The following is a 22206-nucleotide window of genomic DNA, read 5'->3' as shown; positions in this document are numbered from 1 at the left end:
AGGAGTTTCGGGTGGACGATTACCAGCAGACGATACGCACGCTGTCCGATCGCATTGTGCTGGCGCAGACGCCGATCCGCGTGCTCGATGCGGTGAAGTGGGACGAGAACATCCGCAAGGGCTTTCTCAAGGCCAAAGGCAAGGAAATGCCGGCGGTGGATCGCGACTATTACCTCAATCGGCCGCTGTCCTTCGATTCGAGCAAGGTCAAACTGGAATTCCAGAACATCGAGCGCGACATCACCCGCCAGCTCGGCCAGTTCAACCCGGTCGGGCAGATCATGCGGCGCATGTGCAAGGAATACCGCATGGTGGTGCGCATGCTCGAAGCGCGCGGCACCGAGGATTTCGGCCTGATCTCCCAGGAACTCTACGGCGCCGCCTCCGATGCGTTCCACGCCGGCGACCCGACCCTGGCCGACCTCGGCCTGATGATGTCCGACTACCTGAACAACATCGATGGCCGGGGCGACCTGAAGGACGAACCGAAGATCCTCACCGCCAAGGATGCCGTGCACCTGCTGCAAACCCGCTTGAACAAGGTGTTTGGCGAGGCCGAGGAAACCATTCGCGTTTTCGAGTCCGACGGCATCGTCGCCGACGCGGCGGCAGGCGCCGACTACATCAAGATCCGCACCGACGCGCTGTTCAACGACCGCGACGTGCGTGCACTGGAAGTCCACGAAGGTCTGGTGCACGTCGGCACCACGCTCAATGGCTTGAACCAGCCGATCTGCACCTTCCTGTCCAAAGGCCCACCTTCGTCGACGGTGACCCAGGAAGGCCTGGCGATCCTGATGGAAATCATCACCTTCGCCTCCTACCCGAGTCGCTTGCGCAAACTGACCAACCGCACCCGCGCCATTCACATGGTCGAGGAGGGCGCGGACTTTTTGCAGGTGTTCGAGTTCTTCCGCGAACAGGGCTTTGAAATGGCCGAAAGCTACGGCAACGCCAGCCGGGTGTTCCGTGGTTCGACCCCGACCGGTCTGCCATTCACCAAAGACTTGTCCTATCTCAAGGGCTTTATCATGGTTTACAACTACATTCAGTTGGCTGTGCGTAAAGGCAAGCTTGAGCAGGTGCCGCTGCTGTTCTGCGGCAAGACCACCCTGGAAGACATGCGTACCCTGCGTCAGTTGGTCGATGAAGGTCTGGTGGTGCCGCCGAAATATCTGCCGGAACAGTTCCGCGACATGAACGCGCTGTCGGCGTGGATGTGCTTCTCCAACTTCCTCAATCACTTGAGCCTGGACCGGATCGAGGCGGATTACTCCAATATCCTCTAACCCAACACAACACCCCTGTAGGAGTGAGCCTGCTCGCGATAGCGGTGTGTCAATCAAGATAAATATCGACTGGCACACCGCTATCGCGAGCAGGCTCACTCCTACAGTTTTTGACTGTATTCCAATTCGAATTCTGCGAGGTTTCACCGGATGAGAATCCTCGGCATCTTTTGCCTGCTCCTGACCCTCGGCGGTTGCAGTTCGCTGTTGTTTTACCCCGAGCCGGGCCAGATCTTCACCCCGGAAAAAGCCAAGCTCGAATACCGCACCGTCACACTGGTCACGGCCGATGGCTTGAAGCTGAACGCCTGGTGGCTACCAGCCAAACCTGGCGTTGAAGTCAAAGGCACAGTCCTGCACCTGCACGGCAACGGCGGCAACCTGCCGATGCACCTCGGCGGCAGTTGGTGGTTGCCGAAAAACGGCTATCAAGTGCTGCTGGTGGACTATCGCGGGTATGGCTTGTCCGAGGGCAAGCCGAGCCTGCCGGCGATCTATCAGGACATCGACGCTGCGTTCGCCTGGCTCGACAAGGCGCCGGAGGTCAAAGGCAAGCCGCTGATCCTCCTCGGCCAGAGCCTCGGCGGCTCGATGGCCGTGCATTGGCTGGTGCAGCATCCCGAGCGGCAGAAGCAACTCAAGGCCTTCGTGCTCGACGGTGTGCCCGCCAGTTATCGCAGCGTCGGCCAGTACGCCCTCAGCACTTCATGGCTGACCTGGCCGTTTCAGGTGCCACTGTCGTGGCTGGTGCCGGACGGCGACAGCGCGATCAACTCGATGCCGCAGCTCACGGGCGTGCCGAAACTGATCTTTCACAGCATCGATGACCCGCTGGTGCCGATGGCCAACGCCATCCGCCTGTATCAGGCTGCGCCACCACCGCGCGTGCTGCAACTGACCCGCGGCGGCCACGTGCAGACCTTCGGTGACCCGGTCTGGCGCCAGGTGATGCTGCGCTATCTGGAAGATCCCGAACACTTCAACGGCCTGCGCCGCCTCGGCGAGATCCCGAATTATCCGCAACCCCCGAATTCTGAAGATGAGAGTCCGCAATGACTGAAGAACGTAACGCCATCCCGCTGATCATCACCGGTATCTGCAGCATCCTCGGCACGGTCGGGGCGCTGTGGTACTACGGCTACCTGCACTTCGCCAAACCCGAGGATGCGCTGCTGCTCAACGAATTCACCATGCTCAAGACCGTGCCGGGCGAAGACTACAAAGTCTCACTGGACCCGGCGCCGCAAGTGGCGCAGTGCATCGATGGCGTGCTGGTGCTGTTCGACACTGAGCAGAAAGGCCTGACCGGGGTGCTGATCAATGCGCAGAAAAAAGCGGTGCGCTGCATGGGTCAGGAAACCCCGCAGAAACTCGAACCATAAAAGCAAAAGATCGCAGCCTTCGGCAGCTCCTACAGGAGAATGCATTCCAATGTAGGAGCTGCCGAAGGCTGCGATCTTTTGATCTTAAAAAGCCCCGCCTGATCACTCAGGCGGGGCTTTTGAGTTAGCGCGTGTTGCTTAGTTCGAGCTGACCGCCGAACGTGGCATCACTGGCTGGTTGTCGTTGGAAATGGTCACTTCCACACGACGGTTCATTGCACGACCCGAGACGCTGCTGTTATCGGCAACCGGGTATTCCTTGCCATAACCCTGAACCACGATGCGCGAAGGATCTACGCCCATCTTGATCAGAGCGACTTGTACCGAGGTCGCGCGACGCTCGGACAGCGACTGGTTGTACGAAGCAGCGCCGGTGCTGTCGGTGTAACCCTCGACGATCACTTTGCGATCAGGGTTTTCCTGAAGGAATTGCGCCAGTTTGTTGATGTTCACCAGACCGCTGGATTTCAGATCAGCCTTGTTGGTGGCGAACAGCACGTCACCGAAGGTCACCAGGGTACCGCGATCTGTCTGCTTGGCGTTCAGGCTCTGCTGCAGTTGTTTGATCTGCTGATCACGAGCGTCCAGACGCGCTTGGGCACGTTGCGCGGCAGCGTTTTTCAGGTTGTTTTCAGCGGTGCGCAGGGCGATGGTCTGCTTGGCCACTTCCACGCGCTGGTTGGTCAGGTAGGCCAGTTGGTCAACCTTGGCTGCGTCTTGCTTGTCCAGATAAGCCTTGTCGGCCTTGTCCAGGTAATCGCTGGCGTCCTTGGTTTCCAGGGCAGCGACTTTGCTCGCCTGTGGGTTGGCCTGCAGGCCGGCGTAGTTGGTGCGCGCCTGTTCCAGGTTCGGGTTAGGCGGAGTAGAGCAGGCAGCTAGGGCAACGCTTGCGGCCAGAAGAGCGGGGATCATCAGTTGCTTACGCATAATTTGTCGTCCTTTCTATCGATAAAAGTTTCAGCTTTGCGATTCGGGATGCGCGCTTACTGCACGGTGCGCTGACTTTCCTGACGCAGTTCCTGAACACCTTTCTGGGAATCCTTCACAGCCTGTTCGGCCTTGGCAGCCTGAGCCTTGCGTTCTGCTACGCGAGCGTCCCATTCGGCTTGTTCGGCGAGGGTGCGAGCCTGTTCATACTTCTTGTCGTGCATGGCGATTTCGGCTTGCTTGAGCTTGTCCTGAGCCTGCTTCATTTCCACTGCAGCGAACTCGGTACCACCGGCGCTGACGGCGCTGTTGACGGCCGATTGAGTCACGGCGTACTGCTCGGTCGGCGGGTTACCGGCGCAACCGGCCAGAACGAGGCTGGTACCGATAGCCAGAGCAGCCAGTTTCAGACCGCGCAGGTGGGAGAACGAGGTTTGGGTCTTCATGGTCTTCAACTCCATTGTTTAACTCCTGATAAAACCGAAAATCCATCCTGGTCGAGGAGCCGCAAGCGTCGTGTAAAAGCGCGTTTTTGAAACGCTCGTTCCAGGCGTGGTTACAGCTTCCGACCGGAGGCGTTTTTCAAAAGTTCAGAAAAGATGGCCTATCGCCAAATTTTTTTTTGACCAAACGGACAAGGCTCTAAACCGGGAACTTTGGAGGCGGGGAGAGGTACGCGCGGGGGAAAGTCAGAAAACTTTTCAAAAGGAAACACGATCCTGTAGGAGTGAGCCTGCTCGCGATAGCAGTGTGTCAGTCAGCATCAAAAGCCACAGATACACCGCTATCGCGAGCAGGCTCACTCCTACAGTTTGATCTTTGTTGTGTCAGTGTTTTTGCTTGCCGGCAGCGGCGGACAAATCCTGCAAATGCCGGCGCGACAGGGCCAGAAATCGCGGTGTCGGCCCGACATCTTCGTACAGCGGATCACCTTCCTCATCAGTCGCCACCACCGTCGAGCCTTTCACATACGGCAGGCTCGCCTCGAACTCTTCAAGCGCGGCGCCGATCAGTTCGCCGAGCAGTTCTTCCGGGTGACGTTTGGGGTACATCTCGGCAATCGCCGCCAGTCGCGCAGCGGCCTCGACGTCCAGATGAATCGTGTAGCCGGTGTCGGTCAGGCGACCCTTGGCGTTTTCTTCCCAATGCTGGGCGAGTTCACGAATTTTCATGATGACCTCATTTCGCGCCTGCTCGTGGCAGGCCTGGGTGAGTGTCCGGCGGGGCCGGCGGCAAGCCGTTGTGCGGCTTACTGTTGAGACTAGCTCCAAGCCCCAAGGTTTAAAGTCCCTTCGTCGTCTGCTTGTAAGAAGCGCCGTAGAGCGGCACTCTCTGGGCAAAGCATTCGTTTCTGCGCCGTCCCGATTAACGCTGGAGAACTGCTGATGACCGATATTGATGCACGCTTGCGCGAGGACGTTCACCTGCTCGGTGAGCTGTTGGGCAATACCATCCGTGACCAGTACGGCGAGGAATTTCTCGACAAGATCGAGCAGATTCGCAAGGGCGCCAAGGCCGACCGCCGTGGCTCGATGGACGCCGAACTCAGTGCCAGCCTCAATCAGTTGAGCGAAGACGAACTGCTACCGGTGGCGCGGGCGTTCAACCAGTTTCTCAATCTGGCGAACATCGCCGAGCAGTATCAATTGATTCATCGCCGCGAAGAGTCGCAACCCGCGCCGTTCGAGTCCCGCGTGCTGCCGGAACTGCTAGCGCGCCTGCGCAATGAAGGCCACAGCGCCGAATCCCTGGCCCGGCAACTGGCGCGACTGGAAATCGAACTGGTGCTGACCGCCCACCCGACCGAAGTGGCGCGGCGCACGCTGATCCAGAAGTACGACGCGATTGCCGCGCAACTGGCCGCGCAGGATCATCGCGACCTGACCAGCGCCGAGCGCGAACAGATCCAGAACACCCTGCAACGGCTGATCGCCGAAGCCTGGCACACCGAGGAAATCCGCCGCACCCGACCAACCCCGGTCGACGAAGCGAAATGGGGTTTCGCGGTGATCGAACATTCGCTGTGGCAGGCGATTCCCAACCATATGCGCAAGGCCGACAAGGCGCTGTATGAAGCGACGGGCCTGCGTTTGCCACTGGAGGCGGCACCGATTCGCTTTGCCTCGTGGATGGGCGGCGACCGTGACGGCAACCCGAATGTCACGGCCGCAGTAACCCGCGAAGTGCTGTTGCTGGCGCGCTGGATGGCCGCCGACCTGTACTTGCGTGACGTCGATCACCTGGCCGCCGAGCTATCGATGCAGCAGGCCAGCGACGCGCTCAAGGCCAAGGCCGGCGACAGCGCCGAACCTTATCGGGCGGTGCTCAAGCAATTGCGCGAACGCCTGCGCGCCACGCGCAACTGGGCGCACGCCTCGCTCAGCGCTACAACGCCAGCGCCAGCCGATGTGTTGCACAACAACCGCGATCTGCTCGATCCGCTGGAGCTGTGCTTCAACTCGCTGCACGAGTGCGGCATGGGCGTGATTGCCGACGGGCCGCTGCTCGATTGCCTGCGTCGGGCGGTGACCTTCGGCCTGTTCCTGGTACGCCTCGATGTGCGTCAGGATTCGACGCGGCATAGCTCGGCGATGACCGAAATCACCGACTACCTCGGCCTCGGTCGCTACGAAGACTGGGACGAAGAACAGCGCATCAGCTTCCTCACCCGCGAATTGAGCAATCGTCGCCCACTGCTGCCGGCGCATTTCAAACCGTCCGCCGACACCGCTGAAGTGCTCGCCACTTGCAAGGAAATCGCTGCCGCACCGGGCGCCTCGCTGGGTTCCTACGTGATCTCGATGGCGGGCGCCGCCTCCGATGTGCTGGCGGTGCAACTGCTGCTGAAAGAGTCCGGCGTGCTGCGGCCGATGCGCGTGGTGCCGCTGTTCGAAACCCTCGCCGACCTCGACAACGCCGGGCCGGTGATGGAGCGTCTGTTGCTGCTGCCGGGCTACCGCGCAAGGCTGCAAGGCCCGCAGGAAGTGATGATCGGTTATTCCGACTCGGCCAAGGACGCCGGCACCACCGCGGCGGCGTGGGCGCAATATCGCGCGCAGGAGCGGCTGGTGGAGATCTGCCGCGAGCAGCAAGTCGAACTGCTGTTGTTCCATGGTCGCGGTGGCACCGTGGGCCGTGGCGGCGGTCCGGCGCACGCGGCGATTCTGTCGCAGCCGCCGGGGTCGGTGGCGGGGCGTTTCCGCACCACCGAGCAGGGCGAAATGATTCGATTCAAATTCGGCCTGCCGGACATCGCCGAGCAGAACCTCAATCTGTATCTGGCTGCCGTGCTGGAAGCGACGTTGTTGCCACCACCGCCACCAACGCCGGAATGGCGGCACTTGATGGATGAACTGGCCGCCGATGGCGTCGCCGCGTACCGCGCCGTGGTGCGTGAAAATCCGCAGTTCGTCGAGTATTTCCGCCAATCGACGCCGGAGCAGGAACTGGGGCGCTTGCCCCTTGGCAGCCGTCCGGCCAAGCGCCGTGCCGGTGGGATCGAGAGCCTGCGGGCGATTCCGTGGATCTTCGGCTGGACGCAAACGCGGCTGATGCTGCCGGCGTGGCTCGGCTGGGAAACTGCGCTGAGCAAGGCGCTGGAGCGCGGCGAAGGCGAACTGCTCGGGCAGATGCGCGAACAGTGGCCGTTCTTCCGCACCCGTATCGACATGCTGGAAATGGTCTTGGCCAAGGCCGACGCCGACATCGCGCTGTCGTACGACCAGCGTCTGGTCGAGCCGGACTTGCTGCCGTTGGGCGCGCAGTTACGCGACCTATTGTCGCAGGCGTGTGCGGTGGTGCTTGGTCTGACCGGGCAGTCGCAACTGCTGGCACATAGCCCAGACACCCTGGAATTCATCCGTCTGCGCAACACTTATCTTGATCCGCTACATCTATTGCAGGCTGAGCTGCTGGCCCGTTCAAGGCAACAGAATGTCGAGCAGGGCAGCCCGGTGGAGCAGGCGCTGCTGGTGTCTGTGGCGGGGATTGCCGCCGGTTTGCGTAATACCGGCTAAGGTTTCTGCGCTGGTATCGGGCGCCCGGTGCACAGCCCGGGTGCCGCTTTGTACACAGGGAGAAAGTGCGGGCAGGCGACAGTTAGTGATGGGGTTGCGACTTGGGTTACTGCGTCGCAAGGTCACGGCAGGCGCCGGTTTCTCCGACTTTTGGCGTCTTGTGTGGGCGCAGCCTGCTGTGTATCTTGATCAGCCTTTGGCCGTTTGTGCGGCCACGACCCGTTTTTTAAGATTGGCCCAAAGAGGCGAATCCCGTTGTTTTCTATATAAAAAATTGAGGAGCACATCGATGCGCGTCATTCTGCTGGGAGCTCCCGGGGCCGGTAAAGGTACTCAGGCTAAGTTCATCACCGAGAAATTCGGCATTCCGCAAATCTCCACCGGCGACATGCTGCGTGCTGCGGTCAAGGCTGGCACTCCGCTGGGCGTTCAAGCCAAGAGCATCATGGATGCCGGCGGCCTGGTGTCGGATGACCTGATCATCGCGCTGGTGCAGGATCGCATCGCTCAACCAGACTGCGCCAACGGCTTTCTGTTCGACGGTTTCCCGCGCACCATTCCACAGGCCGAAGCACTGGTAACTGCCGGTGTCGAGCTGGACGCCGTGGTTGAAATCGCTGTTGAAGACGAAGAAATCGTTCAGCGTATCGCTGGTCGTCGCGTTCACGAGGCCAGCGGCCGCGTTTACCACATCGTCTACAACCCGCCGAAAGTGGCTGGCAAAGACGACGTTACCGGCGACGATCTGGTGCAGCGCAAGGACGACACTGAAGAAACCGTACGTCATCGCCTGTCGGTCTACCATTCGCAGACCAAGCCGCTGGTGGACTTCTACCAGAAGCTTTCCGCTGCCAACGGCAAGCCGAAGTACAGCCACATTCCGGGCGTTGGTTCGGTTGAAGCGATCACCGCCAAGGTGCTCGAAGCGCTGAGCTGAAAAAGCTGATCGGCTGCATCATCCACGGCCCGCTTGCGGGCCGTAGTTGTTTATACTGACGCACTTTTTCCACCACCTGTTTTGGATACATCGATGAGCACCTTGCTGGCCCTGGACACCGCGACCGAAGCTTGCTCCGTTGCCTTGCTGCATGACGGCAAGGTCACGAGCCATTACGAGGTGATCCCGCGTCTGCACGCGCAGAAGCTGCTGCCGATGATCCAGCAACTGCTGGCGGACGCTGGCACCACGTTGCAAGCGGTGGACGCGATCGCGTTCGGTCGTGGGCCGGGTGCGTTTACCGGTGTGCGGATCGCCATCGGTGTGGTGCAAGGTCTGGCGTTCGCGCTGGATCGTCCGGTGCTGCCGGTGTCCAACCTCGCCGTCCTGGCGCAGCGTGCGTATCGCGAGCACGGCGTCAGCCAGGTCGCGGCGGCCATCGATGCGCGAATGGATGAAGTGTATTGGGGCTGCTACCGCGAAACGGCTGGCGAGATGCGTCTGGTCGGCGTCGAGGCGGTACTGCCGCCGGAAGTGGCAGCGCTGCCGGGCGATGCCAGCGGTGAGTGGTTCGGTGCCGGGACGGGTTGGGGTTATGGCGAGCGGATCGCGGTCAAACCGAGCGGTCAGGACGCTGGCATGCTGCCTCACGCCGAAGACCTGCTGACCCTGGCGCGGTTTGGCTGGGAGCGCGGCGAGTCGATCCCGGCCGATGATGCGCAACCGGTTTACCTGCGCGACAAAGTCGCCACCCCCAAGGCTCGCTGAGCCCTTAAAAGATCGCAGCCTGCGGCAGCTCCTACAGGAATTGCATGCTTTTGCAGGAGCTGCCGAAGGCTGCGATCTTTTGCTTCTACAGCTGCCAATCATCAGTTTCCATCCCCTCGCTTTAAACCTTTTGCGCTTTATGTGTTCTAGTTATCACTCGGCAGTTTGCTAAGTCGGTCAAGTGCCGCTAAATTGCCATCATCGATACCGAGCATGAAATTATGCGTATAGACGGCCTTTCCTCTCAGTCCTACCCCATCAAGCGCAAGCCTCGCAAAGGCAATGTGGCGCTGGATGAATCCGTCGACGATATCGACGGCGAGCTGGAATTCCCGACTGAAGAGCAACTGGCCGCCCGCGCTGCCAAAGCCTCCGCACAACGCCTGGCCAATCTGCCCGCCCGTCAGCAAGACATGATTTATCACCGCGCCATGAGCAAAAGCGTAGCGATGGCCTTGGCCAGCTACCTGAGCACCGCCGGTTTTGTCGATTGGGATGCGGATGTGCTGGGCCTCGACCTGTACATCTGATGGATCTGCCTTACTACCTCGGTTGTCCGTCCTGGAGCGAAAACGCCTGGCGCGATTATCTGTACCCCGAAGACGCCAAGACCGCCGATTTCCTCAGTCTCTATTCTCAAGTGTTCAACGCCGTGGAAGGCAACACGACCTTCTACGCCAGCCCGTCGCCGGCCACCGTGCAGCGTTGGGCCGAGACCATGCCCGAACACTTTCGCTTCACCGCCAAGTTTCCCGGCGATATCAGCCACAGCGGTGACCTGCGTGATCAACTGACCGCCGCCGAAACCTTCGTAAATCTTCTCAACCCGCTCGGCGAACGCGTTTCGCCGCTGTGGCTGCAACTATCGAAGAGCTTCACTCCGCATCGATTGCCGGAGCTGACCGCGTTCATCGACGCGCTGGACCGGCCACTGGCGGTGGAAGTGCGCCACGAGCAGTTCTTCGCCAAGGGTGAGAGCGAACGCCTGCTCAATCGCCTGCTGCTGGATCGTGGCGTGGAGCGCATCTGCCTCGATCCACGGGCGCTGTTCAGTTGCCTGTCGACCGAGTCTTCGGTGATCCACGCGCAATCGAAAAAGCCCCGGGTGCCAACGCGTCCGGCGGCGTTCACCCAGTTCCCGCAGGTGCGCTTCATCGGCCACCCGGAGCTGGAAGCCAACGATCCGTTCCTCGTGCCATGGGTGGCGAAAATCGCCGATTGGATCGAAGAGGGCCGCACGCCGTACATCTTCCTGCACACCGCCGACAACGTCATGGCGGCGAAGCTGGCGCAACGTTTTCACGCACAATTGATGCAACGTTTGCCTGGCCTGCCATCCCTGCCTGAGCTATACAGAGAACCCGCCGCCGAGCAACTCGGCTTGCTCTGAAGGCGGATTTTTCCCCTGCCCAGGAGCCTGCCGATGGACGCCCACGCCCTTCAAGAACAAACCCGCAAAGCCCAGGCCTTCAAGGCCCTGCACGAGCGTCCGGGGATTTTTGTGATTCCCAATCCGTGGGATGCCGGCTCGGCGAAGATGCTCGCCAGTCTGGGCTATCAGGCGTTGGCGACCACCAGCGCCGGTTACGCGTTTTCCCAGGGCAAGGCCGACGGCGCCCTGAGTCTCGATGACACCTTGGCCAACGTCCGGGCGATTGTCGCGGCCACGGATTTGCCGGTAGCGGTGGATCTGGAAAACGGTTTCGCCGATGACCCCACCGAGTGCGCAAAAAGCCTGTTGCGCGCCGCCGAGGCCGGCGCGGTCGGTGGTTCGATCGAAGATGCCACGGGCCGTGCCGACGCGCCGATCTACTGCTTCGAACACGCCGTTGCACGCATCGAAGCCGCCGTCGCTGCGGTGCGCACGCTGCCATTTCCCTTCATCTTGACCGCTCGCGCGGAAAACTACCTGCACGGTAATCCCGATATCCACGACACCATTCGCCGCCTGCAAGCCTTCGCCGAGGCCGGCGCCGACGTGCTGTACGCGCCGGGTTTGCGTAACACCGAAGAAGTGCTGGCGGTGGTGCGCGCAGTGGCGCCGAAGCCGGTCAATGTGTTGATGTCCGGCGGTTTGAAACTGACCGTACAGGAGTTGGAAGAAATGGGGGTGCGCAGGATCAGCACCGGCTCGGCGTTGGCCTTGGCAGCATTCGGCGAGTTCTTCCGCGCCGCTGAAGAGATCCAGCAGCACGGCACGTTCGGCTTCACGTCGCAATCGATGCCGTACGCCAAGGCCAATCAGTTTTTCAAAGGCTGAGCATGGGCCGCTGGATCGCGCTGTCGCTACTGCTGATCATCGCGGGTGCCGTGCTCAGCGTCTGGCGCGGCTGGCTCGACGTCCCGGCCGAGTGGAACCCGTGGGCGCCGCTGGACGTGAAGGCAGCGCCGAACTGGTTGACCGGTTTCAAGCTGATGCGCCTGCGCGGCAATCCCGAATTATGCGCACAAGTCCTGAGCAACTCGGGTCTGCGCGTCACCGCGCAAGCCGACAGTCCTGATGCCAAGTGCCCGCTGATCGGTACCGTGCGCGTGCAGGGCGGTGAGGTGGCGCTGAGCAGCAGCTTCCTCGCCAGTTGCCCGCTGGCGGTGGCTTACGCGATGTTTGAACGGCATAGCCTGCAACCCGTCGCGCAATCTGTTTACGGGCAGAGGGTGGCGCGGCTTGATCACCTCGGCAGCTTTGCCTGTCGCAATGTCTATAACCGCGAGAGCGGGGCGCTCAGTCGGCATGCCAGTGCCGATGCGCTGGACATCGCCGGTTTTCGGCTGGCGGACGGGCGCAGCATCAGCGTTCTCAAGGACTGGCCGAAACAGAATCAGGATGCGCAGTTTCTGCGTCAGGTGCGCGATGGCGCCTGTGAGGCGTTCAATGTGGTGTTGAGTCCGGATTACAACGCCGCCCACCGCAATCACTTTCATGTCGATGTCGGGCGCTGGAGCGTGTGTCGCTGAGGGATCAGGCGGCGAGGCGCAGGTTCTGCAACACGATCGGGCGCGCCCAACCGTTATCGAAGTCCAAAGCCTTCTGCTGCTCGACGATTTCTTCCGGCGGGAACGGTGGATAAGGTTTTTGCAGCAGGTCGAGGTCGAATTCGGCAATCGGCAGGTACAGCGGCTTCTTCTGTGGCGCCGGGCCAGGCTCGGGAAGCGGCTGACCATTGTTGATCACGATTGGACGGACCCAGCTGCTGTCGAAGTCCTGCTGCTCTTGCTGAGCCTTGAGTTCTTCTGGCGGGAACGGTGGGAACGGCTTGTCCAGCAGATCGGTTTCGAACTCGGCGATCGGCAGGAACAGCGGCTCCGGCGGACGTACTTCGGTGTCGACCACATCGCACTGACGCTGCTCGACGATGTGCGCGTGCAGCTCGCTGCCCAGGGTCGGTTCTTCCGGGCTGTTCAGGTCAACCGGTGGAAAGGTGCCACAGGCCGGCACCACATCACTCGTTTGTTCGGCCATCGCCTGGGCAAAGAAATCCTGCCACAGGTGACTGACGCCGCCCAATGCTTGAGTGTTATGACGGCTGAAGTCACCCTTGGGCGAAATGTAGCCAATCGATGTGGGAAGAATGCCTGACATTTTTTTCGGTTGACGCTCAGCTCTGGCAAAATGCGCGTTGATTGGTTTATCGGCCACTTTTTGCCGATCCTTAACTTTTTTGAGCGTGTTTTCATGATTGAGCAACCCGCGGCCTGCCGCATCCATGTCCAGGCCCTCGGTCCGACGTTTGAAGCGCAAGCCGAGCAGTGGGCCGAGCGTCTGGGCCTGCCGCTGCAGGTGGACGACGGTGAGTTTGCCTTGCAGGTCGGCGAGCAGGGTTTGCAGCTGCAGCAGCTCGGCCCGGATGCACCAGGGCCGGTGCGGGTGGACTTTGTCGAGGGCGGCGCGGCGCATCGGCGTCTGTACGGCGGCGGCAGCGGGCAGATGATCGCCAAGGCGGTCGGCATCGCTCAAGGCGTGCGCCCACGGGTGCTGGACGCCACAGCGGGGCTGGGCAAGGATGCGTTCGTGCTGGCCAGTCTGGGTTGCGAGATGAGCCTGATCGAGCGTCAGCCGTTGATCGGCGCGTTGCTGGAGGATGGTCTGGCGCGGGCGGCGGAAGATTTCGATGTGGCGCCGATTGTCGCGCGCATGAAGCTGCTCAAGGGCAACTCGATCGAGGTCATGCGCAACTGGGAAGGCGAGCCGCCGCAGGTGATCTACCTCGACCCGATGTTCCCGCACCGCGAGAAAACCGCGCTGGTGAAGAAGGAAATGCGCCTTTTCCGGCCACTGGTCGGGGATGATCCGGATGCACCGGCGTTGCTGGAGGCGGCGCTGGCATTGGCGACGCACCGGGTGGTGGTCAAGCGCCCACGCAAGGCGCCGTGCATCGAGGGGCCGAAGCCGAGCCATGCGCTGGATGGCAAATCCAGTCGGTATGACATCTACCCGAAGAAAGCGCTCAAGGCCTGAGACCGCGTCGCCTTAATCGCTGGCAAGCCAGCTCCCACAAGTTTTTGTGTCGTTCGCACAATTTGTGTTCAGCACGATCCCTGTGGGAGCTGGCTTGCCAGCGATGACGTCAGAACAGGCGCTAAAAAATCAGGGCCGATACGCCCGCATGAACAACCCCACCACTTCCTGCACATGACTCTCTGCCGCCTCTTCGCTCAGCGGCTCACCGCAGCAATACAGCAAACGAAAATTCCCCGCGCCCTTGAGCAGGCAGAAGAAATGCTCGGCCGCATTACGCGGCAGGTCGATGCTCAGCGCGCCGGTCTCGTCGATGCGTTTGAGCAGCCGCTCCATGCCTTGCACCATGCGCTCGGGACCGGCCTCGAAGAAAATCTGTGACAGCTTCGGATCCTGCGTGCCCAGCGCCATCATCAAGCGATGCAGATTCACCGACTCGTCGCTGTTGATCAGTTGATGAAAGCCTCGGGCAATGTTCAGCAACACATTTTCCACGGGGATTCCGGCGGGCAATTCGAAGAACAGCGGCGGTAACTGCTCCTCGCATTTGGCCATCACCGCGGAGGAGAACAGTGTCTCCTTGTCGTTGAAGTGGCTGTAAACCGTCAGTTTCGACACGCCGGCCTCGGCGGCGACCGCGTCCATGCTGGTGTTGGCGTAGCCGTGACTCAGAAACAGGGTTTTCGCCGCGTCGAGGATCGCCCGGCGCTTGGCCGGATCCTTCGGACGGCCCGGGCCGTTTGGAGCTGCAAGATTGTTCGACATTCTTCGCTTTTAATACTGGACTGGTGAGTTTGCTATTAATACCATACCGGCCAGTATAAATATTCCAAGCACCATTAGCGAAAGGTCCGTCACCATGTTCCGCCATGCGTTGTCGTTTGCCGTGCCAGTCAGCCTGGCTGTTTTATTGTCCGCATGCGGTCAGGAAGAGGCGACGCAAGTCAGCGTTCGACCGGCCATGGTGGTGCAGCCAGAGCCTTCGGCGCAGGCGATGGAAAGTTATCCGGGCGAGGTCCGTGCCCGCTACGAGCCCGATCTGGCATTCCGCATTGGCGGCAAAGTCAGCCGACGACTGGTCGAGGAAGGCCAGCGCGTCAAGGCCGATCAGCCACTGGCCGAGCTCGATCCGCAGGATGTGCGCCTGCAACTGGAAGCCACCCGCGCACAGGTCGCCGCCGCCGAAGCCAATCTGAATCTGGTGCGCGCCGAGCGTGACCGCTACAAGACGCTGATGGAGCGGCAGATGGTCAGCCGTTCGGCCTACGACAACGCGGAAAACCTCTACCGCTCCGGCGAGGCGCGCCTCAAGCAGATCAAAGCCGAATTCAACGTCTCGACCAACCAGGCCAGTTACGCCGTGTTGCGCGCGCCGCAGGACGGCGTGGTGGCCAAGCGTTCGGTGGAAGTCGGGCAAGTGGTTGCCGCCGGGCAAACCGTGTTCACCCTCGCTACTGATGGCGAGCGCGAAGTGTCGATCAGCCTGCCGGAGCAGAGCTTCGGGCGGTTCAAGGTCGGCCAGCCAGTGACCGTTGAACTGTGGACCCAGCAGAACCAGCGCTTCGCCGGGCAGATTCGTGAACTGTCGCCGGCAGCCGACCCGAAATCCCGCACCTTCGCCGCGCGCATCTCGTTCACCAGTGGCAAAGTCCCGGCGGAACTCGGCCAGAGCGCCCGGGTGTTTGTGCAATCGGCGGATGCCGTGCCGCTGTCGGTGCCGCTCTCGGCGCTCACCGCGGAAAACGGCGCGACCTACGTCTGGGTCGTCAGCGCCAACAACACCCTGAAAAAGACCCCGGTGCGCATCGGCCCGTTCGGCGAGAAAAGCGTGCCGGTGCTCGAAGGCCTCAACGCCAGCGACTGGGTAGTCGCCGCCGGCGTTCACGTATTGCTCGAACGTCAGCAGGTGCGGCCTGTGGATCGCTCCAACCGAGTGGTCAATCTGGCGGACAAGGAGTAAGTCCCGATGCGCTTCAACCTTTCTGAATGGGCGCTGCGTAATCGCCAGATCGTACTGTTCCTGATGCTTTTGCTGGCCATCGTCGGCGCGTTGTCCTACACCAAGCTCGGCCAGAGCGAAGACCCGCCGTTCACCTTCAAGGCTATGGTCATCCAGACCCGCTGGCCGGGGGCGACTGCGCAGGAAGTCTCGCGCCAGGTCACCGAACGCATCGAAAAGAAATTGATGGAAACCGGCGAGTACGAACGCATCGTGTCGTTCTCCCGCCCGGGCGAGTCGCAGGTTACCTTCATTGCCCGCGACTCGATGCATTCCAAGGAAATCCCTGAGCTCTGGTATCAGGTGCGCAAGAAGGTCAGCGACATTCGCCAGACCTTGCCGCCGGATATTCAGGGACCGTTCTTCAACGATGAATTCGGCACCACGTTCGGCAACATCTATGCGCTGACCGGAGACGGTTTCGACTACGCGGTGCTCAAGGATTACGCCGACCGCATCCAGATCCAGCTGCAGCGGGTCAAGGATGTCGGCAAGGTCGATCTGCTCGGTTTGCAGGACGAGAAGATCTGGGTCGAACTTTCCAATGTGAAGCTGGCGACCTTGGGCTTGCCACTGGCGGCTGTACAGCAAGCGCTGCAAGAGCAGAACGCGGTGTCCACCGCCGGCTTCTTCGAAACCGGCAGCGAGCGCGTGCAATTGCGGGTCTCGGGGAATTTTCAGACGGTCGAGGAGATCAAGAACTTCCCGATCCGCGTCGGTGATCGGACGTTCCGCATCTCCGATGTCGCCGATGTGCATCGCGGTTTCAACGATCCACCGGCGCCGCGCATGCGCTTCATGGGCGAGGACGCCATTGGCCTCGCAGTAGCGATGAAGGATGGTGGCGACATTCTGGTGCTGGGCAAAGCGCTGGAAGGCGAGTTCTCGCGCCTGCAGAAAAACCTCCCGGCCGGCATGCAACTGCGCAAGGTGTCCGACCAGCCGGCGGCGGTGAAAACCGGTGTGGGCGAGTTCGTCCAGGTGCTGGTCGAGGCGCTGGCAATCGTGTTGCTGGTGAGCTTCTTCTCCCTTGGCGTGCGCACCGGGATGGTCGTCGCGCTGACCATTCCGCTGGTGCTGGCGATGACCTTTGCCTGCATGTATTACCTCGGCATCGGTCTGCACAAGATCTCCCTCGGCGCGCTGGTGCTGGCGCTGGGCTTGCTGGTGGACGACGCGATCATCGCTGTGGAAATGATGGCGATCAAAATGGAGCAGGGTTTCGACCGGATCAAGGCTGCGAGCTACGCCTGGACCAGTACCGCGTTCCCGATGCTCACCGGTACGCTGATCACCGCTGCCGGCTTCCTGCCGATTGCCACCGCGCAGTCCGGCACCGGTGAATACACACGTTCGATCTTCCAGGTGGTGACCATCGCGTTGCTCGCCTCTTGGGTGGCGGCGGTGATGTTCGTGCCCTATTTGGGTGAAAAACTCCTGCCGGATCTGGCAAAGATTCATGCGGCTAAACACGGCACGACTGACGGCCAGGCCGACCCGTATGGCACGCCGTTTTATCAACGGGTTCGACGTCTGGTGGAGTGGTGCGTGGCGCACCGCAAAACGGTGATTGTGCTGACCGTAGGTCTGTTCATCGCGTCGGTGATGCTGTTCCGTTTCGTCCCGCAGCAGTTCTTTCCGGCCTCCAATCGACTGGAGTTGATGGTCGATCTGAAGCTGGCTGAAGGGGCGTCGCTGGCCAACACCACGGCCGAGGTCAAACGCCTGGAGGCGATGCTCAAGGAACACGCCGGCATCGATAACTATGTGGCGTATGTCGGCACCGGTTCGCCGCGTTTCTACCTGCCGCTGGATCAACAACTGCCGGCGGCGAGCTTCGCCCAGTTTGTGGTGTTGGCGAAAAACATCGAGGAGCGCGAGACTCTGCGCACCTGGTTGATCGAGACCCTTAACGAGCAATTCCCGACTCTGCGTTCGCGGGTCACGCGTCTGGAAAACGGTCCGCCGGTTGGCTATCCGGTGCAGTTCCGCGTCACCGGTGAACACATCGAGGAAGTCCGTGCGCTGGCGCGCAAAGTGGCGGCCAAGGTGCGCGAGAACCCGCACGTGGTCAATGTGCACCTGGACTGGGAAGAACCGAGCAAAGTGGTGTACCTGAACATTGATCAGGATCGTGCCCGGGCGCTCGGTGTGAGCACGGCCAATCTGGCGAAATTCCTCCAGAGCTCGCTGACCGGCTCAAGTGTCAGCCAGTACCGCGAGGACAACGAGTTGATCGAGATTCTGCTGCGCGGCACCGTGCATGAGCGTACCGAGTTGTCGTTGCTGCCGAGTCTGGCGGTGCCGACCGATAACGGTCGCAGTGTGGCGCTGTCGCAGATCGCCACGCTGGAGTACGGGTTTGAGGAAGGGATCATCTGGCACCGTAATCGTCTGCCGACCGTGACAGTGCGTGCCGACATTTACGGCAAGGAGCAGCCGGCGACGCTGGTCAAGCAGATCGAGCCGACGCTGGATCCGATCCGTGCCGAATTACCTGACGGGTATCTGCTGGATGTTGGCGGTACGGTGGAAGATTCGGAGCGTGGGCAGAAGTCAGTGAATGCCGGGGTGCCGATGTTCATCGTGGTGGTGCTGACGTTGCTGATGGTGCAATTGCGCAGTTTCTCGCGCACGGCGATGGTGTTTCTGACGGCGCCGCTGGGGTTGATCGGGGTGGTGTTGTTTCTGATGGTATTCCGCCAGCCGTTCGGGTTTGTGGCGATGCTGGGGACGATCGCGCTGTCGGGGATGATCATGCGCAACTCGGTGATTCTGGTGGATCAGATCGAGCAGGATATTGCCTCTGGTCTTAAGCCTTGGCAGGCGATTATCGAGGCGACGGTGCGGCGGTTTCGGCCGATTGTGTTGACGGCTTTGGCGGCGGTGCTGGCGATGATTCCTTTGTCGCGCAGTGTGTTTTTCGGGCCGATGGCGGTGGCGATCATGGGGGGGTTGATTGTGGCTACGGCTTTGACGCTTTTGTTTTTGCCTGCTTTGTATGCGGCCTGGTTCCGAGTGCGTCGGGAGGGGTGAGGGTTTTGGACTTGGCGGCCTTTGGGCCGACCATGTTCCTGGGGTTTTGGGTGTATATCCGTTGCTTCGGGTGCTGCCGCTGGCGGTTTCGCCCTTACGGCGAGTCACTTTTCCAGACGCCGAAAAGTAACCAAAAGGCTGGGCCCCGGCGTACGGCCCTCGCTTAGGCTCGGGTTCCTTCGTTGCGGGGTTCATCCGGGGGCATCGCCTCCGGTTTGCTTCGCTGCACCTCCTCTCGATGTGTTCGACTTCGTCGAACGGTCGCTGCGCTCCCACCCCCGGATAAACCCCTCCACTCAGCCTGCCGAAGGGGCCGGCACGGCAAGATCAAAAGCTTTCGGCGAGCTGACACTCGGCCATTGAGTGGTGAAAAGCATGTGGTCGGCTTTTGCTTTTCTGTAGGAGTGAGCCTGCTCGCGATGGCGGCCTGAGAGCCACACACCCAATCCCCTGTAGGAGCTGCCGAAGGCTGCGATCTTTTGATCTTGATCTTGATCTTGATCTTGATCTTGATCTTGATCTTGATCTTGTGGGAGCTGGCTTGCCAGCGATCGCGGCCTGACAGCCGCCCCACCTCCAACAGACCACACCCAATCCCCTGTAGGAGCTGCCGAAGGCTGCGATCTTTTGATCTTGATCTTGTGGGAGCTGGCTTGCCAGCGATGGCGGCCCGAGCCTTCGGCAGCTCCTACATTGAGTCTGGTTGTGTTTAAGGGGGTTGGAGAAAACCAGAACCTTCCCACAAGGTTTTCAGGTTGCCCGTCGGAAGCGCGATCTCTAGCCTGAGTGTGTCGCTGCAAAAATCAGCGACCGGGTTTCGCAGCCCGGTTAAACTTCAGACGCACAGCGTCCACCATCCGAAAGCGGGCGCTTTTTTATGCCTGTGTCATGGCGGTTGTGCGCGGGATACCTTCGGGTATGCCGGGTGCCTGAAGTCCCGGTCTGCGAACCTGCGTACAGCTGCCACCTTACATTCGTTTCGCAGCGAATGGTGGCGGCTCCACTACTTCAGGAGTTCCACCATGTTCAAACACACCCCCAATCCCCCCGAATCCGCACCCGAAACCACCCCCGAACGACCAACCGACCCCGTCTCTCCCTACGCCTTCCTCGACTCGCGCAAGCTCCACGACGCAGCCCTGCGTGCGCTCGATCACTACCTCCTGCCCCAGCCTGAAAAACAGCCCAAACCCGTCACTCAGCCCAGCACAATCTTCACTGTCATCCCCGAAGTCGATTCCGAAACCTTGCTCGCCCATGCCTGTGAAACGCTGGCCTCGGCCAATGTCATGGCCAGTGAGTTGGCGTTTACCCTGAGCGGTCCGACGTGCAGTCAGCTTCTCGGTATCCAGCAGATGATTTCGCTCGCTGAGCTGTCGGTTAACCGCGTCCTCGATCAAGTCGATCCGCAAGGCTGACACGCAACAAAAAGCCCGCTGACCTTCACCGGTTCAGCGGGCTTTTGCGTGCAGCGGCAAAAATCACAAGGTGCCGAACACTTTCTTCGCAAGGCCCGTCGCCGCAGCAGCCGGGTTCTTGCGGATGGTTTCTTCCTGTTTGCCGATCATTTCGAACAGGCCATTGAGCGCTTGTTCGGTGACGTAGTTTTCGACGTTGGCGCTCTTCGCATCCACCACCCCCAGGGTCGCGGCCTGGCCGGCGAAGGCGTTGTACTTTTGCGCGACGCCGACTTTGTCGGTGGCTTGTTTGACGATGGGCAGGAACTTGGCGCGGATCTGTTCGCGGCTGGTTTTGTCCAGGTATTGGGTGGCCGAGTCGGTGCCGCCGCTGAGGATGCCCTTGGCGTCGGCCACGGTCATTTTTTTCACGGCGTCGACGAGGATCGGTTGGGCCTGGGTCACGGCGCTTTCTGCGGCCTTGTTCATGGCGGTTTCGAGTTCGTCGACCTGGGCACCCATGCCGAAGGCTTTCATCTTGCCGGCGACTTTGCCGAGTTTGCCCGGCAGTTCGATTTTAACGTCCGGGTTGTTGCTGAAACCGCCCGGGGTGCCGAGTTGTTTGACGGCGATTTGTGCGCCTTGGGTCAGGGCATCCTTGAGGCCGCCGGTGGCGTCTTGTTGCGAGAGGTCGCTGAGCGACAGTGCCAGAGCGCTGGCAGAGATCATCAGGCCCGCGCACAGGCCGGCGAAGCGAAGGGTGGGGCGGAACATGGCAGCTTCCTTGAAAGACAATTAGCGAATCGCGTCGACGCGGATTTTCAGCGGCTGCGGATCGTTGCCGTCCAGTTGCACGGCGTGGTTTTCGGTGGTGATGAACATCAGCTCGCCGTTGACTTCAATGCGCGCGCTGACCGAGTAGCGGTGACCCGGTTTGACCTGGGCCGGATCGTAGTTCAAATGGAACGGCAGCGGCACCTGGCCTTTGACCGGGCCTTTCTGTTCGTCGAGGACCACCGCCGGGGCGTCGGCCAGCGACACGTCCTGCAGGCTCACGCTCAGTGTCGCGCTCGGTGGCAGGGCGATGCGTTGCAGGTAGAACACTTCGCCGTCGAGGCCGACCTTGCCGGCGGGGGTGGTCGACTGGCAGGCGCTCAACAGGGTGGCTGCGGCGAGAAGGGTGAGTTTTTTCATCGGGACCTCTGAGACTTTCGCGCCGGAAGAATCCCGGCGCCGAAGCAAATCTAGCGGATTCTGGCGCCAGCGTCAGTGAACAAACGTAAGGGTTTTTCCAGCCACTGCATCAATTTTTGAAACGACTGCGCGCTTGTATTGGCATCGCGGGAACCAGTTCTACTTGTTCAGGCGAAATCCTAAGACGTTGATGGTAGCGGTTTTCAATACCCGTCAGTGCATAGCGCTTACCGGGTATAACGCTGTCAGGATCATATTTCAGATAAAACCCGGAGACTGACTGTTCGTCCTGTTTGACACTTGCCAGCTCTACGTCGGGAGACTCTGCTTCATGCAGACTGATGGTGACAGCTTCTTCTGGCGCAACAATTTCGGCTTCTTGAGCCTCGACATATAGAAAACCGATCGGGCTCAGGTGCAGGGTTTGGCGATGGGGAGTGCTGTTGACAGTGACGAAGTAGTCCTGCTCGATCAGCAACGGTATTTGGTCATGAAGGATCTGCACATTGACTTGGTACCTGACGCCTACATCGCCGTAGTGATGAGGGAAGTCAAATTTCCAGCCGGCGTCGAAGATCGAAGCACGGTGCCAGTCCTTGATGTTAACAGGCGATTGGGAATTGAATACTTTGATGCTGACAATGGTTTCATTGACACCATCGGCAGGTGCGCGGAATTCGGGTGGTAGACGGAAGTCCAGGATTACTGCGCAGGTTTCTTCGATTAACAGGCTCATCTCGATATCCGTATCGTGATTGGTGGATTGAGCCTATTAATCCATGAGTCAACTAACGGGGCCATTGAA

General features: G+C 60.6%; 22 protein-coding genes. 14 read left to right on the top strand and 8 right to left on the bottom strand.

Annotation, left to right across the window (positions count from 1 at the left end):
* Positions 1-11 precede the first annotated feature (11 nt).
* The 3 genes from JN524_RS13080 to JN524_RS13070 all read left to right on the top strand — a co-directional run bounded on the left by JN524_RS13080 (position 12) and on the right by JN524_RS13070 (position 2671).
* Entirely contained in the window at positions 12-1289 is a 1278-nt protein-coding gene (locus JN524_RS13080; protein ID WP_003222055.1) for a flavohemoglobin expression-modulating QEGLA motif protein, read from the top strand.
* Positions 1290-1439: 150 nt separating this feature from the next.
* Entirely contained in the window at positions 1440-2345 is a 906-nt protein-coding gene (locus JN524_RS13075) for an alpha/beta hydrolase (RefSeq protein WP_202369596.1), read from the top strand.
* Positions 2342-2671: a hypothetical protein gene (locus tag JN524_RS13070; RefSeq protein ID WP_007964217.1), complete on the top strand. Its 330-nt coding sequence runs from the start codon at positions 2342-2344 to the stop codon at positions 2669-2671. The genes JN524_RS13075 and JN524_RS13070 overlap by 4 nt, the downstream gene beginning before the upstream one ends.
* 138 nt (positions 2672-2809) lie before the next feature.
* On the opposite strand, the gene JN524_RS13065 is transcribed toward JN524_RS13070, so the two are convergent.
* From JN524_RS13065 to JN524_RS13055, 3 genes are all read right to left on the bottom strand, one after another.
* Positions 2810-3598, bottom strand: a complete 789-nt coding sequence (locus tag JN524_RS13065) for an OmpA family protein (RefSeq protein WP_007964218.1) — start codon at positions 3596-3598, stop codon at positions 2810-2812.
* A 56-nt stretch (positions 3599-3654) separates the two neighbouring features.
* Positions 3655-4059, bottom strand: a complete 405-nt coding sequence (locus tag JN524_RS13060) for a DUF4398 domain-containing protein (RefSeq protein ID WP_202369595.1) — start codon at positions 4057-4059, stop codon at positions 3655-3657.
* Between the two features lie 366 nt (positions 4060-4425).
* Positions 4426-4770, bottom strand: a complete 345-nt coding sequence (locus JN524_RS13055) for a hypothetical protein (RefSeq protein ID WP_003222064.1) — start codon at positions 4768-4770, stop codon at positions 4426-4428.
* Positions 4771-4983: 213 nt separating this feature from the next.
* Here JN524_RS13055 and ppc point away from each other — a divergent pair, with 213 nt between their 5' ends.
* From ppc to JN524_RS13020, 7 genes are all read left to right on the top strand, one after another.
* Positions 4984-7614, top strand: a complete 2631-nt coding sequence (gene ppc, locus JN524_RS13050) for a phosphoenolpyruvate carboxylase (protein WP_150370354.1) — start codon at positions 4984-4986, stop codon at positions 7612-7614.
* 289 nt (positions 7615-7903) lie between these two features.
* Positions 7904-8551: an adenylate kinase gene (gene adk, locus JN524_RS13045; protein WP_003222067.1), complete on the top strand. Its 648-nt coding sequence runs from the start codon at positions 7904-7906 to the stop codon at positions 8549-8551.
* Between the two features lie 93 nt (positions 8552-8644).
* Positions 8645-9319: a tRNA (adenosine(37)-N6)-threonylcarbamoyltransferase complex dimerization subunit type 1 TsaB gene (gene tsaB / locus JN524_RS13040; RefSeq protein WP_202369594.1), complete on the top strand. Its 675-nt coding sequence runs from the start codon at positions 8645-8647 to the stop codon at positions 9317-9319.
* A gap of 221 nt (positions 9320-9540) precedes the next feature.
* Positions 9541-9849 (top strand): hypothetical protein, encoded by a 309-nt coding sequence (locus JN524_RS13035; protein ID WP_003222071.1) that lies wholly within the window; start codon positions 9541-9543, stop codon positions 9847-9849.
* Positions 9849-10709: a DUF72 domain-containing protein gene (locus JN524_RS13030; protein WP_202369593.1), complete on the top strand. Its 861-nt coding sequence runs from the start codon at positions 9849-9851 to the stop codon at positions 10707-10709. The genes JN524_RS13035 and JN524_RS13030 overlap by 1 nt, the downstream gene beginning before the upstream one ends.
* A 33-nt stretch (positions 10710-10742) precedes the next feature.
* Complete coding sequence (locus JN524_RS13025; protein WP_202369592.1) at positions 10743-11579, top strand: isocitrate lyase/PEP mutase family protein; 837 nt, start codon at positions 10743-10745, stop codon at positions 11577-11579.
* Positions 11580-11581: 2 nt separating this feature from the next.
* On the top strand, positions 11582-12274 hold the full coding sequence (locus JN524_RS13020; protein WP_202369591.1) for an extensin-like domain-containing protein: 693 nt from the start codon (positions 11582-11584) through the stop codon (positions 12272-12274).
* A 4-nt stretch (positions 12275-12278) separates the two neighbouring features.
* Here JN524_RS13020 and JN524_RS13015 read toward each other — a convergent pair whose 3' ends face one another.
* The gene (locus JN524_RS13015) at positions 12279-12899 is read right to left on the bottom strand and encodes an energy transducer TonB (RefSeq protein WP_123587365.1); all 621 of its coding nucleotides are present in this window, start codon (positions 12897-12899) and stop codon (positions 12279-12281) included.
* 93 nt (positions 12900-12992) lie between these two features.
* On the opposite strand from JN524_RS13015, the gene JN524_RS13010 reads away from it, so the two are divergent.
* Positions 12993-13775 (top strand): class I SAM-dependent methyltransferase, encoded by a 783-nt coding sequence (locus JN524_RS13010; RefSeq protein ID WP_115986519.1) that lies wholly within the window; start codon positions 12993-12995, stop codon positions 13773-13775.
* Positions 13776-13904: 129 nt separating this feature from the next.
* On the opposite strand, the gene JN524_RS13005 is transcribed toward JN524_RS13010, so the two are convergent.
* On the bottom strand, positions 13905-14540 hold the full coding sequence (locus tag JN524_RS13005) for a TetR/AcrR family transcriptional regulator (protein WP_150370358.1): 636 nt from the start codon (positions 14538-14540) through the stop codon (positions 13905-13907).
* A 94-nt stretch (positions 14541-14634) separates the two neighbouring features.
* Between JN524_RS13005 and JN524_RS13000 the strand changes: the two genes are divergently transcribed.
* The 3 genes from JN524_RS13000 to JN524_RS12990 all read left to right on the top strand — a co-directional run bounded on the left by JN524_RS13000 (position 14635) and on the right by JN524_RS12990 (position 20228).
* Positions 14635-15735, top strand: coding sequence for an efflux RND transporter periplasmic adaptor subunit (locus JN524_RS13000; RefSeq protein ID WP_202369590.1), 1101 nt, complete (start codon positions 14635-14637; stop codon positions 15733-15735).
* Between the two features lie 6 nt (positions 15736-15741).
* A complete protein-coding gene (locus JN524_RS12995; RefSeq protein WP_202369589.1) occupies positions 15742-18810 on the top strand; it encodes an efflux RND transporter permease subunit in 3069 nt (1022 codons plus the stop codon).
* Positions 18811-19832: 1022 nt separating this feature from the next.
* Complete coding sequence (locus JN524_RS12990) at positions 19833-20228, top strand: DUF6124 family protein (RefSeq protein ID WP_202369588.1); 396 nt, start codon at positions 19833-19835, stop codon at positions 20226-20228.
* 63 nt (positions 20229-20291) lie between these two features.
* Here the strand turns inward: JN524_RS12990 and JN524_RS12985 are convergent, their stop codons facing one another.
* The 3 genes from JN524_RS12985 to JN524_RS12975 all read right to left on the bottom strand — a co-directional run bounded on the left by JN524_RS12985 (position 20292) and on the right by JN524_RS12975 (position 22137).
* A complete protein-coding gene (locus tag JN524_RS12985; RefSeq protein ID WP_202369587.1) occupies positions 20292-20981 on the bottom strand; it encodes a DUF4197 domain-containing protein in 690 nt (229 codons plus the stop codon).
* A 21-nt stretch (positions 20982-21002) separates the two neighbouring features.
* Complete coding sequence (locus JN524_RS12980) at positions 21003-21401, bottom strand: YbaY family lipoprotein (RefSeq protein ID WP_202369586.1); 399 nt, start codon at positions 21399-21401, stop codon at positions 21003-21005.
* Between the two features lie 109 nt (positions 21402-21510).
* Entirely contained in the window at positions 21511-22137 is a 627-nt protein-coding gene (locus tag JN524_RS12975; RefSeq protein WP_237403038.1) for a hypothetical protein, read from the bottom strand.
* Between the last annotated feature and the right edge of the window lie 69 nt (positions 22138-22206).

The sequence above is a fragment of the Pseudomonas sp. MWU318 genome, assembly GCF_016756945.1.
GTDB lineage: Bacteria > Pseudomonadota > Gammaproteobacteria > Pseudomonadales > Pseudomonadaceae > Aquipseudomonas > Aquipseudomonas putida_A.
This window is presented reverse-complemented; position numbering and strand designations above follow the sequence as displayed.

Coding starts and splice junctions, on each gene's coding strand:
- JN524_RS13075 (WP_202369596.1), top strand. CDS start 1,440: ATGAGAATCCTCGGCATCTTTTGCCTGCTCCTGACCCTCGGCGGTTGC.
- JN524_RS13070 (WP_007964217.1), top strand. CDS start 2,342: ATGACTGAAGAACGTAACGCCATCCCGCTGATCATCACCGGTATCTGC.
- JN524_RS13065 (WP_007964218.1), bottom strand. CDS start 3,598: ATGCGTAAGCAACTGATGATCCCCGCTCTTCTGGCCGCAAGCGTTGCC.
- JN524_RS13060 (WP_202369595.1), bottom strand. CDS start 4,059: ATGGAGTTGAAGACCATGAAGACCCAAACCTCGTTCTCCCACCTGCGC.
- JN524_RS13055 (WP_003222064.1), bottom strand. CDS start 4,770: ATGAAAATTCGTGAACTCGCCCAGCATTGGGAAGAAAACGCCAAGGGT.
- ppc (WP_150370354.1), top strand. CDS start 4,984: ATGACCGATATTGATGCACGCTTGCGCGAGGACGTTCACCTGCTCGGT.
- adk (WP_003222067.1), top strand. CDS start 7,904: ATGCGCGTCATTCTGCTGGGAGCTCCCGGGGCCGGTAAAGGTACTCAG.
- tsaB (WP_202369594.1), top strand. CDS start 8,645: ATGAGCACCTTGCTGGCCCTGGACACCGCGACCGAAGCTTGCTCCGTT.
- JN524_RS13035 (WP_003222071.1), top strand. CDS start 9,541: ATGCGTATAGACGGCCTTTCCTCTCAGTCCTACCCCATCAAGCGCAAG.
- JN524_RS13030 (WP_202369593.1), top strand. CDS start 9,849: ATGGATCTGCCTTACTACCTCGGTTGTCCGTCCTGGAGCGAAAACGCC.
- JN524_RS13025 (WP_202369592.1), top strand. CDS start 10,743: ATGGACGCCCACGCCCTTCAAGAACAAACCCGCAAAGCCCAGGCCTTC.
- JN524_RS13020 (WP_202369591.1), top strand. CDS start 11,582: ATGGGCCGCTGGATCGCGCTGTCGCTACTGCTGATCATCGCGGGTGCC.
- JN524_RS13015 (WP_123587365.1), bottom strand. CDS start 12,899: ATGTCAGGCATTCTTCCCACATCGATTGGCTACATTTCGCCCAAGGGT.
- JN524_RS13010 (WP_115986519.1), top strand. CDS start 12,993: ATGATTGAGCAACCCGCGGCCTGCCGCATCCATGTCCAGGCCCTCGGT.
- JN524_RS13005 (WP_150370358.1), bottom strand. CDS start 14,540: ATGTCGAACAATCTTGCAGCTCCAAACGGCCCGGGCCGTCCGAAGGAT.
- JN524_RS13000 (WP_202369590.1), top strand. CDS start 14,635: ATGTTCCGCCATGCGTTGTCGTTTGCCGTGCCAGTCAGCCTGGCTGTT.
- JN524_RS12995 (WP_202369589.1), top strand. CDS start 15,742: ATGCGCTTCAACCTTTCTGAATGGGCGCTGCGTAATCGCCAGATCGTA.
- JN524_RS12990 (WP_202369588.1), top strand. CDS start 19,833: ATGTTCAAACACACCCCCAATCCCCCCGAATCCGCACCCGAAACCACC.
- JN524_RS12985 (WP_202369587.1), bottom strand. CDS start 20,981: ATGTTCCGCCCCACCCTTCGCTTCGCCGGCCTGTGCGCGGGCCTGATG.
- JN524_RS12980 (WP_202369586.1), bottom strand. CDS start 21,401: ATGAAAAAACTCACCCTTCTCGCCGCAGCCACCCTGTTGAGCGCCTGC.
- JN524_RS12975 (WP_237403038.1), bottom strand. CDS start 22,137: ATGAGCCTGTTAATCGAAGAAACCTGCGCAGTAATCCTGGACTTCCGT.